This window comes from Arthrobacter sp. alpha11c, from assembly GCF_054149985.1.
The window spans coordinates 5,008,981-5,022,628 of the sequence record NZ_CP196747.1 but is presented as its reverse complement, the minus strand read 5'-3'; the positions used below and the strand labels follow the sequence as shown (position 1 = coordinate 5,022,628).

17 protein-coding genes are annotated in these 13,648 nt (G+C 62.2%); all 17 read right to left on the bottom strand.

What is annotated here, in order from left to right; translation table 11 throughout:
• Positions 1–39 precede the first annotated feature (39 nt).
• Positions 40–1,071, bottom strand: coding sequence for a P1 family peptidase (locus ACTAQJ_RS23430; protein ID WP_498699770.1), 1,032 nt, complete (start codon positions 1,069–1,071; stop codon positions 40–42).
• A 67-nt stretch (positions 1,072–1,138) separates the two neighbouring features.
• The gene (gene map, locus ACTAQJ_RS23425; RefSeq protein WP_498702245.1) at positions 1,139–1,966 is read right to left on the bottom strand and encodes a type I methionyl aminopeptidase; all 828 of its coding nucleotides are present in this window, start codon (positions 1,964–1,966) and stop codon (positions 1,139–1,141) included.
• A 32-nt stretch (positions 1,967–1,998) separates the two neighbouring features.
• Positions 1,999–2,910, bottom strand: a complete 912-nt coding sequence (locus tag ACTAQJ_RS23420; RefSeq protein WP_498699768.1) for an NAD-dependent epimerase/dehydratase family protein — start codon at positions 2,908–2,910, stop codon at positions 1,999–2,001.
• Entirely contained in the window at positions 2,907–4,658 is a 1,752-nt protein-coding gene (locus ACTAQJ_RS23415) for a class I adenylate-forming enzyme family protein (RefSeq protein WP_498699767.1), read from the bottom strand. The genes ACTAQJ_RS23420 and ACTAQJ_RS23415 overlap by 4 nt, the downstream gene beginning before the upstream one ends.
• On the bottom strand, positions 4,651–5,871 hold the full coding sequence (locus ACTAQJ_RS23410; RefSeq protein WP_498699765.1) for a cytochrome P450: 1,221 nt from the start codon (positions 5,869–5,871) through the stop codon (positions 4,651–4,653). Before ACTAQJ_RS23410 ends, ACTAQJ_RS23415 begins: the two co-directional genes overlap by 8 nt.
• 4 nt (positions 5,872–5,875) lie before the next feature.
• Positions 5,876–6,664, bottom strand: coding sequence for a glycosyltransferase family 2 protein (locus ACTAQJ_RS23405; RefSeq protein ID WP_498699764.1), 789 nt, complete (start codon positions 6,662–6,664; stop codon positions 5,876–5,878).
• Complete coding sequence (locus tag ACTAQJ_RS23400; protein WP_498699763.1) at positions 6,661–7,716, bottom strand: 3-oxoacyl-ACP synthase III family protein; 1,056 nt, start codon at positions 7,714–7,716, stop codon at positions 6,661–6,663. Before ACTAQJ_RS23400 ends, ACTAQJ_RS23405 begins: the two co-directional genes overlap by 4 nt.
• A gap of 111 nt (positions 7,717–7,827) precedes the next feature.
• On the bottom strand, positions 7,828–8,397 hold the full coding sequence (locus tag ACTAQJ_RS23395; protein ID WP_224091119.1) for an adenylate kinase: 570 nt from the start codon (positions 8,395–8,397) through the stop codon (positions 7,828–7,830).
• Positions 8,398–8,402: 5 nt separating this feature from the next.
• Positions 8,403–9,713 (bottom strand): preprotein translocase subunit SecY, encoded by a 1,311-nt coding sequence (gene secY, locus ACTAQJ_RS23390; RefSeq protein WP_216925094.1) that lies wholly within the window; start codon positions 9,711–9,713, stop codon positions 8,403–8,405.
• 186 nt (positions 9,714–9,899) lie between these two features.
• On the bottom strand, positions 9,900–10,382 hold the full coding sequence (gene rplO / locus ACTAQJ_RS23385) for a 50S ribosomal protein L15 (RefSeq protein ID WP_224164997.1): 483 nt from the start codon (positions 10,380–10,382) through the stop codon (positions 9,900–9,902).
• A complete protein-coding gene (gene rpmD / locus ACTAQJ_RS23380; protein ID WP_216925092.1) occupies positions 10,382–10,588 on the bottom strand; it encodes a 50S ribosomal protein L30 in 207 nt (68 codons plus the stop codon). The genes rplO and rpmD overlap by 1 nt, the downstream gene beginning before the upstream one ends.
• A 2-nt stretch (positions 10,589–10,590) precedes the next feature.
• Positions 10,591–11,262 (bottom strand): 30S ribosomal protein S5, encoded by a 672-nt coding sequence (gene rpsE, locus ACTAQJ_RS23375; RefSeq protein WP_431115938.1) that lies wholly within the window; start codon positions 11,260–11,262, stop codon positions 10,591–10,593.
• Between the two features lie 29 nt (positions 11,263–11,291).
• Entirely contained in the window at positions 11,292–11,675 is a 384-nt protein-coding gene (gene rplR / locus ACTAQJ_RS23370) for a 50S ribosomal protein L18 (protein WP_223933973.1), read from the bottom strand.
• A gap of 3 nt (positions 11,676–11,678) precedes the next feature.
• The gene (rplF, locus tag ACTAQJ_RS23365) at positions 11,679–12,215 is read right to left on the bottom strand and encodes a 50S ribosomal protein L6 (protein ID WP_144659422.1); all 537 of its coding nucleotides are present in this window, start codon (positions 12,213–12,215) and stop codon (positions 11,679–11,681) included.
• Between the two features lie 18 nt (positions 12,216–12,233).
• Positions 12,234–12,632, bottom strand: coding sequence for a 30S ribosomal protein S8 (gene rpsH / locus ACTAQJ_RS23360; protein ID WP_216925090.1), 399 nt, complete (start codon positions 12,630–12,632; stop codon positions 12,234–12,236).
• A 78-nt stretch (positions 12,633–12,710) separates the two neighbouring features.
• Positions 12,711–13,289 carry a 50S ribosomal protein L5 gene (gene rplE / locus ACTAQJ_RS23355; RefSeq protein WP_011775585.1) on the bottom strand — a complete coding sequence of 193 codons (579 nt, stop codon included), beginning with the start codon at positions 13,287–13,289 and terminating at the stop codon, positions 12,711–12,713.
• On the bottom strand, positions 13,289–13,648 hold the full coding sequence (gene rplX / locus ACTAQJ_RS23350; RefSeq protein ID WP_062073171.1) for a 50S ribosomal protein L24: 360 nt from the start codon (positions 13,646–13,648) through the stop codon (positions 13,289–13,291). Before rplX ends, rplE begins: the two co-directional genes overlap by 1 nt.

The following is a 13,648-nucleotide window of genomic DNA, read 5'->3' as shown; positions in this document are numbered from 1 at the left end:
GTTTAAATCCGTCCATGGTAGCGCACGTACCGCCGCCCGTCACTCCCCTACGGTCCGGTAAGCAGGGAAGTCTCCTGCCGCCGTCGTGACACTTTCGGCTGCTTCAACACCGTCCAGGATCGCCAAACGCACGGCTTCGGCTGCGGCACTTTGGAGCGTTATGAGCGATACCTGCCGTGCCTGCTCAGTACTGCGATCAAGCCCGACGGCGCCCGTCGCCAGAGCGAAAACGGTGTCACCGTCCGCCAAAGTATGGGACGGATCCAAGGCCCGCGCCAGCCCGGCATGCCCAGAGCTGGCGGTCCGCTTGCACTCGGCAACGTCCAAGAGAGCATTCGTGGCGATCACGACGAGCGTCGTGTTGAGCCCCTGTGGCGGTGTCGCGAACGGCGCACCCGGCTGGTCCTGCGGGCCTGGAGCCCGGCGGCGCGCGTCTAAGGGAGGCACGACCGAGCGCGCAGAGGGCTGCAGGTCCGCAGGACGAAACACCGGCGTCCCGAGCGCGTTCACGACCGCGAGCGCGCCAACGGTCACTGGGCCGTCAGGAGAGATGCTGTCGAGCGTGATCGAGGATGTACCGACGCCGCCTTTGCACTGCCCGCGCGCAATCACTGCGCCCGTGCCAGCACCAACGTTTCCGCGTTCGACGGCGGCATGGTCGCCTGACGCGAACGCCGCGGCGGCTGCCTTGTAACCCATGTCGGCGTCGGGCCGCGCTTTCACGTCACCACCGCGTCCGAGGTCGAAGATAGCGGCGGCCGGAACGATCGGCACCACGGTCCCGGGAACCGCAAAACCCCTGCCCTGCTCCTCACACCAGAGTTGGGCACCAGTAGCGGAGCCCAGCCCGAAAGCACTGCCACCCGTCAGCACGATGGCGTCCACCGTGGAGACCAACGTCGTCGGATCAAGAGCGTCAGTTTCGTGCGTACCCGGGCCTCCCCCGCGTACGTCCACCGATCCCACGGTTCCTACAGGCGGAAGGACGACCGTCACGCCGCTGAGCCACCCGCCGTCGTTCTTCTGAACGTGGCCAATACGGATGCCTGGCACATCGGTGATCGCATTCATGGCACCATTGTCCACCTCGCGGCAACGCACTTGCGTCGCGGGGGGGCTGGGACCCGGCAGCGCTGCGTTACGGGATCGGGACGGGCACGACGCCGAGCGGCGCCAACTGCTCGGCGCCTCCGTCCGGGGCGGACAGGACCCAGATGCCCTTTTCGTGCACGGCCACCGAGTGTTCCCACTGGCAGGAGCGCTTGCCGTCGGTGGTGACAACGGTCCAGTCATCGTCCAACGTGGCGGTCTCGATGCCACCGCGAACCAGCATGGGTTCGATCGCGAGGCACAGCCCAGGGCGGATCTTCGGGCCTCGGTGAGTGGTGCGGTAATTCAGGACGTCCGGGGCCATGTGCATTTCCGAACCGATGCCGTGGCCCACGTAGTCCTCCAGGATGCCCAGGGGCTTACCGGGAACGGAAGAAACGTAGTCATCAACGGCGTTTCCGATATCGCCCACGAACTTTCCCTTGGCCAGCGCAGCGATCCCTCGCCACATGGCGGCCTCGGTGACATCCGAGAGCCGCTGGTCCTCGGGGTCTGCCGTGCCAACGATGACGGTGCGGGCGGAGTCCGAGTGCCATCCGTCAACGATGCAGCCGCCGTCGATGGAAATAATGTCGCCATCGTTGAGGACACGGTTCCCGGGGATGCCGTGGACGACTTCCTCATTGACTGACGTGCAGATGGTGGCGGGGAAGCCGTGATAGCCAAGGAAGTTGGACTTAGCGCCGGCGTCATTCAGGACGGCAGCAAATACTTCGTCGAGGTCTTTAGTGGTGACGCCTGCCTTGGCCGCCGCAACGGCCGCGTCAAGGGCACGGCTGAGGACCAAACCGGCCTCGTGCATCTTTCGCATTTGCTCGTTGGTTTTGTACTCGATGCGGGGCTGACCGAACGCCATGTTCTCCTCTGGATGTTTGCTGTAGGGGCCGATCAGGCCCCATGCTCCAACCATTTTCCCGCATCGGAGAGCGTGGTCGAAATTGGTTCGATTCCCAGCTCTTCGCGGAGGCGGTCCAGACGGTAAGTTCTGTCCCGCCCGAGCTGGCTGACGGCATAGCGCGTGAGGCGTGGTCCCCGACCGGAAACGAGGGCAGCGGCCTCGGAAATACCGGCAAGAGCCATGGCAGCGGGCTCGGGGATGTACCTGATACCCACCCCGGCATGGCCAGTGACAGCAAGCACCCGCCTTAGCACGGTGCCGAGCTCCACAGGCTTCGCGTCGGCCACGTTGAAAGCCCCATTGTTCCCCGACTGCGCAGCTGCCAGCGCTGCCTTTGTCAGGTTATCCACATGCGTGAGCTGATGACGAATACCGGCATGGCCCACGGTGACAAGCCGTCCGTGGCGGATATTGCTGATCAGGCGCGGCAGCAGCGTCCGGTCCCCCGGTCCGTAAACTCCGTGTGGCCGAAGAACCACGGCATTGCGATGCCGTCGGGCCTCCATGTCGGCGAGCGCCTTGCTCCTTGCGTAGGCGTTGAGGTGGCGCATAGCCACGTCTTCTTCGCCGCGGTTGGTACAGGCCTCCCACCACGGGTAGACGCTTGAACTGGAAATGTGCACCAGTCGTGTTGTTGGGTAGGCCTCAGCCACGGCACGGGTACCCAGTACGTTCGTGTGGTGGAACATGTGGGCAGCGCCCCAGTCCGCCACATGGGCGGCGGCGTGGATCACCGCGTCCACGGCGGGTAATCGGCCAGGCGGCACACCGGTTAGGTCCCAATACGTCAGCCCAGGGCCTTGCCGCCGTGCGAAACGAACAACTTCCCAGCCTTGTGCCTCGGCGGCAGTAGCGACTGCTCCCCCAATGAAGCCCGTGGCCCCGGTAACCGCGATTTTCACTGCGCCCCGGCTTTGTCAGCGGACTTGCGGGCAAATTCGCGCCGAAGTGCTTCCCGGTCCGGCTTTTTGTGGCGTCCGCTGTGGGGGATGGCATCCAGGATTTCGATGTGATCGGGGAGTGCGGATTCGTCAATCATCTCCGGGAGGACCTTGGTTAGCTTTGCCTTCAGCTGCGCCTCTGATTTCCCGTGTGCAGGCACGACCGCCAGCCACACAGCTTCATCACCGATCCCGTCCGGAACCCCCACCATGACGGCCTGCTGAACTCCCGGCACGGAAGTGATCAGCGGTTCATACAGTGCAGGGTAGATGTTGGTCTTGCCACGGATGATCATGTCCTTCTTGCGCCCGATCATCACCAAGCGCGCGGGACCCGTTCCGGGGCCTCCCGCGCCGTGGTCCAGCCGCACCAGGTCTCCGGTGGCGTGCTCAAACATGGCTTCCTCGCCCAGATATCCGTGACACATGTTCGGTCCCCGGGCGTACAGTTCGTGGTCTTCCCCCACCCGTATGCTGACGGCGGGCAGGGGCTCTCCGAGGAAATCACCTTCGCCGCTGCCGTCCGGCGACGTGAATTGGGCCTCGGCGCCGGATGCGAAGGCCAGCTTCTCCCTACCATCAGCGACGGCGATTGGCAGCAGCTCTGTCATGCCGTAAATGAGTTTGAACTCGACGCCGGGAAGCAGCGCCGTTGCCCGTTTCAGGAAGGGAGCCAGCACCGGCGCGGCTCCAAGCATGACTGTCCGCAGTGTTCCGGGGAGCCTGACGCTGCCGTCCTCGACCGCATCCAGGATGGGCGCCAACTGGGAGGGCACAAGGAAAAGGTGCGTCGCGCCGTCGTACGAGTTCTCTTTGCCAGCCACCGGCCCAAGCTCGCGTGCCAAGCGAAGAGGATCAATGTGCGCGGAGAAGCCATAGCCGGGCATGGTCCAGTGCGCGCCGGCGATGAGTGCCGGCAAGCCCATCATCAGCTGCTCGGAGTGGATGCGATCGCCCTCGCCAAAGGTACAGCGCTGGTTGAGCTGCTCGAATCCTGCCCCAAGCGAACCCCGTGTATGTACTACGCCCTTGGGCGCACCGGTGGTCCCTGACGTAAAAATGATCACGGCTTCCTGCCCGGAGGAAGCCCCTGCAGAAGGCGGAACACTATCCCTATGAAGCGCCGGACTGGCGAGTCGCTTCACCGGCGTCGCGCCTCGGGGAACGCCAGGGAGCCATGGGCCGGAATAGTAGTGCCGGACGTCCATGGCTCCGTAATCCGGCAGCAGCAAACCCCTCCGCCGGGCCAGCGGCCGCAGTGGGCTCCTGGTACTCAGCGCGTACAGAAGGGACTCAGCGGCAGCCCACTGCGGGGCAGCCAGCCTGGCCCGATCATGGAAAAGCGACGGCCCGATTCCTGGATCGATGAACACCACAGAACCACCGGCCCGGACGGCCCCCAGGGCCAGGATGAACGCTGCTGGGCTGGGGCGGACTGAGAACAGCATCCGTTCACCGGCACCGAAGCCATCATCCTGGAGATGCCGGGCAGTAGCATCTATACCTTTGACCAGTTCCCGGTATGTGATGGACCGTCCCGGTCGCAACCGGCCTGGACGCCGTAGTCGCCCTGGAGCATGGTTCCAAGGCGAAAATCTGCCGGGCGCCGTGATCGCTGGGCTGTTTGGCACGCGCCCAGCTGCGGCATAGACGGCCTCGATGAGATCGGTGCCGGACACACTATCTTCCAACAATGCGTCATCAGGCATTGACCAGCTCCAACTTCCTGTACCCGGGAATGAGCACACCCTTGCTCACTTGCCGGGACGAGACGACCCACGGATGTCGGGCATGCCTGTCCAAGAGCAACGACAACGTCGCATTGATCTCGGCCATGGCCAACGGCATGCCGATGCAAAAGTGCGGACCCGCACCGAACCAAAGCTGACGCGCATGCGGCGGGGTGGGAATCCCAGGCTCGAATCCGCCGAGGCTTTTAGACGCGTGAACTGTCGATAGCAAAAGACGGTCACCGGCACGGACAGCGACTCCGCCAAGGGTGCAAGGAGAAACAGCATCCCTCAGCATCATCGGGGACGGCACGGTGAACCGTAATGCCTCGTTCACGGCCGAAGCAACACCGGACCGATCCTCAACGAGGCCCGCAATGCGTCCGCTGTCAGCGAGCAGGGCAATCAGCCGTGGAACAAAGGACACCAACGTCTCTGTTCCCACCATCACGAACGCGCTGATGATGCCCATGGCTTCTTCCTCGGTCATGCCGAGTGCGCGCAGCCGACCAGGAAACGTTTGGGGGTCGCTCTTCCGGTACGCTTCCCGCGCCGGTCCTGCCAAAACCCCGACGGCGGATCTTCCCTTCGCGACTTGCCTCACCGTCAGCGTGGGGCGCCCCAGACGGACGAGTGAAGAGATGGAAGACCCTAAATTGAAGAGTTCCCTGTTGGGCAACCGGCCAGGTGCATCATCCGGCACGCCCAGCAGCCTGGAGATGACTCCCCCAGCAAGCTCCTTCACGCAGTCCACCAGATCCACGTGGCCACCTGCGTCCAATCCGTGGTGTAAGCGGTCATGAAGCGAAGCAGCAGCCGGCTCGACAATCGCCGCCACCGAGCCTGGAGTGAAAAGGTCGGCGAGCTTGCGCCGCAGCTCCCTGTGCTCCGTGCCGTCCATGTTCACCAACGCCTTTGGCCCCACTACGGGAGTCCAGAGCGCACCCGAACCCGACGGTCCGTTTTTGATGAAACGCTGGCTATCCATGAGAACGTCACGCACCAAGGCGGCTTCGCTGACGAGGATCCCCAGGCCGGGCAAACGCATCACCGGCCGCATGCTGCCCAGCCCCCGGATCGCCGGGTACAGCAGTGGATGCGCCCCCAGCTGAACACGCTGTTCCCAGCGTTCGGCCTTGCTCATGACGCCGCTGGGCATCCTGCCGTTGGGAATCCCTCCGTTGGATGTCACGGCGTCACCGGATGTCCACGTGCTCTGGGCGGTACCGGTGGTCCGCATACCAAGCCAAGGTGTTCTTCAAGCCCCAGGCTTTGACCCGCCGTGAGGAGCCGTACACCACAACATCCGGGCGCAACGCGTAATTGCGGGTCAGCTTTCGCACGCGGTTGGACAGTGCGCGGTCTTCATGGAGGTCTTCTATGCTGGTCCGCGGGAATCCACCGGAACGGTGATACATGTCTGCCGTGATCGCCATATTGCACCCTGGAAGCATCTGATAAGGGCCCAAGTACCCGTCACCCTTATTGCCGGGGCGGATCCGGCCGAAGAAAGATGCGATCTCGACTGCGAGCAGCATCATCCTCCGCTCCCCGGAACTGATCCCTTCGTCCTCGCGGGGCACAAGCTGGCCGGCGATGAGTTCCAAACCGTCGTCGAACGCCTGAACAATTTTGGCGGTCCAATCCGGCGCAGCGAGGCAATCGGCATCCGTCCGGGCGAGCCGCGTTGCGCCGTGCTCCACACCGAAGCGCATGCCCGTGTCTGCGGCCGCGCCCGTCCCCTTCTCGGCTTCATGCACAAGCCTGATATCCATGTGGGGATGAGCCGCGGCGAACTCCGCCACGATCAAACAGCTGGCGTCCGTCGATCCATTGTCGACCACCACCACCGTGAAGTCCTGATGCTCTTGGGCCGCAAAACAGTCCAGCGTCTGCCGGACCAGCTTCTCTTCGTTCAGCATGGGCACAGCGATGGACAGCGGCCGGGTAGGGGCTGTGCTTCCCAGATGGCGTTCCAGCGTCACAGCCGCACCACCGCCATGCCCAGGCTGACGCCGCCGGCGAGTCCCACCAAGGCCACGAGATCTCCTGGGCCGCAGCGGCCACTGTCCACGGCAAGTTTTAGTTGCAGGGGCAAGCTAACGGAGGCCAAATTTCCGAAGTCCTCTACAGATGGAACCAGAAGCTCCCTCGGAACACCGGCCCGGTCCGCAAAGATTTCCCGGTACGGTGCACTCACCTGGTGCACACAAACCACGGCGAAGTCCGTCCACTGCAGTTCCAGACGGTCCAATGTTTCGTCCAGGACGCCGCAGCCCAGATCCAGAAACGCGTCCTTGAGCTTCTCCCCGTCCATGGTGAAATAGGTCGCTTCCGGATCGCGCGGATACGCGGATCCGCCTGCAGCCAGGGTGCCGACCGACCAGTGGCTGCTGCGGGCAGTGAAGCCCATGCCAAGAATGCCTCCCGGACCGACCTCCAGTCGGTTCGTCTCCAGTGGCGCTGAATCCGCAGGTTCGAGCAACACTGCCGCGCCGCCGTCGCTCATGGTGTAGCCGGGAAAGCTTGACGCGAAAGTGTCAAAGTCCGGAACCCTCCAACGGATCGCCCGCGACGGCGACTCCCCAGTGACCACCAGGACCCTGGCATACCGGCCCGTGGCAATCAGGGCATCGCCTACTTCCAAGCCGTTCAGGAAACTGTTGCACGCATTCTTCACGTCCATCGCAGGGCAGCCGAGTCCGAGTTTGGCGGCGGCCATGTGGCCCGTGGCCGGTTCCACCATGTCCTGGCTGGCGGACGCGAAGATGAGCAGGTCTATGTCCGTAGCTTGAAGCCCGCATTCAGCAAGGAGCTTTGCCGCTGCATTGGCCGCAAGGTCCGATGCTTGCTCGGAGTCGGCCATGACGCTCCGGGAACGGATGCCGGTAACACGGGAGATCAAGCCCTTGGGCACCCTGAACCCCGGACTCGACTCACCAATACGGCGTTCGACGGCGGAAGTGTCCAGGCGCGCAGGTGGAAGGTAAACCTCCAAACCTGCAATCCTGCTGTGTCCGGAATGAGCTGTCTGCATGCGGTTCCCCCAAAAACTGCCGCGAAACGAAAAGGGTGTGTCCCGCACCAATGGTACGGGACACACCCTTTTGCTCCAGCGCCGATGATCCGGCTATGTGGAAAAGCCCTATTAGACGGCCTTGGCCGACTCGATGGCGGTGAGGACGCGGTCGGTGACTTCATCGATGCCGCCGATTCCGTCCACCTGCGTCAGGATGCCACGCTCGGCATACTTGGCGACAACGGCCTCAGTCTGCTCGTGGTAAAGGTCCAGCCGGTGACGGATGACGGCCTCATTGTCGTCAGAGCGCCCGGTTTCCTTCGCACGGCCCAGGAGGCGGGACACCAGTTCTTCGTCGTCGGCAGTCAGCTGGAGCACGACGTCGAGCTCCTGCTCGCCTTCAGCGAGGATCTGGTCGAGGTAGTCAACCTGCGCGGTGGTGCGCGGGTAACCATCCAGAAGGAAGCCATTCTCGACGTCGCTCTGGCTCAGGCGGTCGCGAACCATGTTGTTCGTGACGCTGTCCGGAACGAAGTCCCCTGCGTCCATGTATTTCTTGGCTTCGATGCCCAAAGGGGTTTCGCCCTTTACGTTGGCACGGAAGATGTCGCCGGTGGAGATGGCGACTACGCCGAGGCGCTCGGAAATCCGCTCAGCCTGCGTACCCTTACCCGAACCGGGAGGTCCAATGATCAGCATTCTCGTCATCGCAAAAGCCCTTCGTAGTGACGTTGTTGTAGCTGCGCATCAATCTGCTTGACGGTTTCCAGACCGACACCCACCATGATCAGGATTGACGTGCCACCGAACGGGAAGTTCTGGTTGGCGTTGATCAGGACGAGTGCAACCAGCGGAATCAACGCCACGAAGCCCAGGTAGAAGGCTCCAGGCAAGGTGATCCTGGAAAGCACGTACTGCAGGTAGTCCGCGGTCGGTTTACCCGCCCGGATGCCCGGAATGAACCCGCCGTACTTCTTCATGTTGTCCGACACTTCTTCAGGGTTGAAGGTGATGGCCACGTAGAAGTAGGTGAAGAACACGATCATGGCGAAGTAGAGCGCCATGTAGATGGGGTGGTCGCCACGGGTGAGGTTGTTGTTGATCCACTCAACCCACGGCGCCAGCTGCTCCCCTGCCTTCGGCTGGTTGAACTGCGCAATCAGGCCCGGCAGGTACAGCATGGAGGAAGCGAAGATGACGGGCACGACGCCGGCCATGTTCACCTTGATGGGGATGTAGGTGCTTGTGCCACCCACGGTGCGGCGTCCGATCATGCGCTTGGCGTACTGGACGGGAACCCGGCGCTGGGACTGCTCCACGAAGACCACCAGGGCCACCGTGAGCAAGCCGATTGCCAGGACGATGAAGAACGTTCCCGGTCCCTTCGTCTCCCAAATGGAACCAAGCGAACGCGGGAAGCCCGCAGCAATGGAGGTGAAGATGAGCAGCGACATTCCGTTGCCCACACCCTTCTCCGTAACGAGCTCGCCCATCCACATGATGAGGCCCGTACCGGCCGTCAGCGTGATGATGATGAGCAGTGTCGTAATGATGCTGTCATCAGGAATGATCGGGAGGTTACAGCCCGGAAGAAGCTGGCCGGACCGCGCCAAGGACACCAGTGTGGTGGCGTTCAAGAGTCCGAGCGCGATGGTGAGGTACCGGGTGTACTGGGTCAACTTCGACTGGCCCGAGGAGCCCTCTTCGTAGAGCTGCTGGAACCGGGGAATGACCACCCGGAGCAGCTGAACGATGATGCTCGACGTGATGTAGGGCATGATGCCCAGTGCAAAGATCGAGACCTGCAGCAACGCGCCGCCGCTGAACAAGTTAACCAGCTGGTAAATGCCCTGCGAGGTGTCACCGTTGTTCAAGCATTGCTGGACATTCTGGTAGTTCACACCAGGCGAGGGGATGAAAGCTCCCAAGCGGAAGATTGTGATGATTCCCAGCGTGAACAACAACTTGCGTCGCAAATCAGGCGTCCGAAACGCCCGGCCGAATGCGCTTAGCAAGCGTCCTCCTGAGTAGAAAGTACAAGGATGTGGATGGGCTCAATGAAACCCAACAACCGAGTCTAGCTGCTTGTGACGCCGTCGTAATAATCGAGAGTCCACTTTCACGCAAAAAATCCCGGCATACGGGGCCGAAGCCCCGCATACCGGGATCTTTTTTACAACGGGGATCAGCCCCACTGGCTCTTAGAGAGCAGTGGTGCTTCCACCTGCTGCAGCAATCTTTTCAGCAGCGCTGGAAGAGAAAGCGTGGGCGGTGACGTCAACCTTGACGGTGATGTCGCCAGTGCCCAGGACCTTGACGGGCTGGTTCTTGCGAACGGCACCCTTCTCAACCAAAGACTCAACGGTGACAGCGCCACCTTCCGGGAACAGCTCGTTGAGCTTGTCCAGGTTCACAACCTGGAACTCAACCCGGAACGGGTTCTTGAAGCCGCGCAGCTTCGGCAGGCGCATGTGCAGCGGCAGCTGGCCGCCGGCAAAGCCAGCCTTTACCTGGTAGCGGGCCTTCGTACCCTTGGTACCGCGACCAGCGGTCTTACCCTTGGAGCCTTCACCACGACCAACACGTGTCTTGGTGGTCTTGGCACCCGGGGCGGGACGCAGGTGGTGGACCTTCAGAGCGTTCTGCTTCTCGGCAGCCTCTGCAGCGGTCTTGTTCTCGGCCATTACTTCGCCTCCTCTACATTCACGAGGTGCGGAACCGTGTTGAGCATTCCAACGGTCACGGCGTCGGCGTCACGGACAACGGTGTGTCCGATGCGCTTCAGGCCGAGGGACCGGAGGGTAGCCTTCTGGTTCTGCTTGGCGCCGATGACGCCCTTGATCTGGGTGATCTCCAACTTGGCGTCGGAGGGAGTCAGGTTCTTAGCCATGACTAAACACCTGCCTTCTGGTTCTGGAGCGCGCGCACCAGAGCAGCCGGAGCAACCTCGTCCAGCGGCAGGCCACGGCGGGCAGCCACGGAAGCGGGCTCTTCGAGCTGCTTCAGAGCGGCAACGGTCGCGTGAACGATGTTGATCGCGTTGGAGGAACCGAGCGACTTGGAAAGGATGTCGTGGATACCCACGCACTCCAGTACCGCGCGGACCGGACCACCGGCGATAACACCGGTACCGGCGGAAGCCGGACGCAGCAGGACAACGCCTGCAGCAGCCTCACCCTGCACACGGTGCGGGATGGTGTTGCCAACGCGGGGAACGCGGAAGAAGGACTTCTTGGCCTCTTCAACGCCCTTTGCGATAGCAGCGGGAACTTCCTTGGCCTTGCCGTAGCCAACGCCAACCATGCCGTTGCCGTCACCGACGACGACGAGTGCGGTGAAGCTGAAGCGACGACCACCCTTGACGACCTTGGCAACGCGGTTGATGGTTACAACGCGCTCTACGAACTGGCTCTTCTCGGCTTCGCGACCGCCGTCGCGGCCACCACGGCCACCACGGTCGCCGCGGCCCTGGCCACGCTCGCCGCGCTCGCCACGACGTCCGCCGCGGCGGTCATCGGTAGCGGGTGCGGTCTCAGTTGCTTCAGCAGCTACAGCTTCAGTCACCTGAATGTCCTTTTCGTTATTTTCAACGGTCACAGTGCCAGCCCACCTTCGCGAGCACCGTCAGCGACGGCGGCGATGCGGCCGTGGTACTTGTTACCGCCACGGTCGAAGACAACAGCTTCGACGCCTGCAGCCTTGGCACGCTCGGCAACGAGCTCGCCGACGCGCTTGGCCTTGGCAGTCTTGTCTCCGTCGAGTGCGCGAAGGTCAGCTTCCAGGGTGGAAGCGTAAGCCACGGTTACACCCTTGCTGTCATCGACAACCTGGACGAAGATGTGACGGGCCGAACGGTTGACGACCAGACGAGGACGTACAGCCGTACCGGTGATGCGCTTGCGGATACGAAGCTGGCGACGGCTGCGTGCAGCAGACTTGCTCTTGTTCGTACGCTTCTTGTTAATTGCGATGGCCATGGTTTACTTACCAGCCTTTCCGACCTTGCGGCGGATGACTTCGCCGGCGTAACGGACACCCTTGCCCTTGTAGGGGTCGGGCTTGCGCAGCTTGCGAATGTTGGCAGCAACCTCGCCGACCTGCTGCTTGTTGATACCCGCAACAGAGAGCTTGGTCGGACCCTCTACTACGAAGGTGATGCCTTCGGGTGCCGAGACGTTAACCGGGTGGCTGAAGCCAAGAGCGAACTCCAGGTCAGAACCCTTTGCCTGAACGCGGTAACCAGTACCAACGATTTCAAGCTTCTTCTCGTAGCCCTCGGTAACGCCCTGGATCATGTTGGCGATCAGGGTGCGGGTCAGGCCGTGCAGCGAACGCGAGTTGCGCTCGTCGTTCGGGCGGGTGACCGTGAGAGTGTTCTCTTCCAGGGAAACCTCGATCGGGCTGGCTACAGTGTGGCTCAGCTCTCCCTTGGAACCCTTGACGCTGATGACGGAGCCATCGAGCTTGACCTCAACTCCGGCAGGAACGGTGATGGGGAGACGTCCAATACGTGACATTATTCTCTTCCTTTCCCGTTACCAGACGTACGCGAGGACTTCGCCGCCCACGCCCTTCTTGCCGGCCTGCTTGTCAGTCAGGAGGCCGGAAGAGGTGGACAGGATAGCGATACCCAGGCCACCCAGCACGTGCGGCAGGTTGGTGGACTTCGCGTAAACGCGGAGGCCCGGCTTGGAGATGCGGCGGACGCCAGCGATGGAACGCTCGCGGTTCGGACCGAACTTCAGGTCGATGGTCAGCTTCTTGCCAACCTCGGCGTCTTCTTCCTTCCAGCCGGCAATGTAGCCTTCTGCCTTCAGGATGTCAGCAACGCGTGCCTTCAGCTTGCTGTACGGCATGGTCACGGTGTCGTGGTATGCCGAGTTTGCATTGCGCAGACGCGTGAGCATGTCTGCGACAGGATCTGTCATAGTCATTTGGGCTATAGCCCTTCCTCATAACGGTTTCCGCTGCGCCTGCTCTTGCGAGCCTGCGCTGCCGGACCTGTTACGTAGTTAGTTTTCGGTCTTGAACGGGAAACCAAGCGCCTTGAGCAGCGCGCGGCCTTCGTCGTCGGTCTTGGCGGTGGTGACGACCGTGATGTCCATACCGCGAACGCGGTCGATGGAGTCCTGGTCGATTTCGTGGAACATAACCTGCTCGGTCAGACCGAAGGTGTAGTTGCCGTTGCCATCGAACTGCTTGCCGTTGAGGCCGCGGAAGTCACGGATACGCGGCAGAGCCAGCGAAACCAGACGGTCCACGAATTCCCACATGCGGTCTCCACGCAGGGTTGCGTGTGCACCGATCGGCATGCCTTCGCGCAGCTTGAACTGTGCGATCGACTTGCGGGCCTTGGTTACCTGCGGCTTCTGGCCGGTGATCAGGGTGAGGTCGCGGACAGCGCCGTCGATCAGCTTGGAGTCCTTGGCGGCATCTCCAACACCCATGTTCACAACAACCTTCACCAGGCGGGGAACCTGGTTCACGTTCGCATAGCTGAACTCGTCCTGCAGGGACTTCTTGATGGTCTCTGCATACTTCGTCTTCAGACGCGGAACGATCTTTACTGGAGTCTCGAGAGTCTCAGTCATTAGATGTCCTTCCCGGTGGCCTTGGACACGCGGATACGGACGGTCTTGGTAGCGCCATCCTTCTCAACGGTGTCGAGACGGAAACCAACACGGGTCGGCTTCTTGGTCGACGGGTCAACCAGAGCAACGTTGGAAACGTGGATCGGAGCCTCAACGACCTCGATGCCACCGGTCTTGGTGCCGCGCTGCGACTGACCGACCTTGGTGTGCTTGGTGACGCGGTTGATTCCCTCTACCAGCACGCGGTTGGTGTCCGGGAATACGCGCAGGACCTTGCCCTGCTTGCCGCGGTCGCCGCCACGTTCCTGCTTGGCGCCGGTGATGACCTGAACGAGGTCACCCTTTTTGATCTTAGCCAT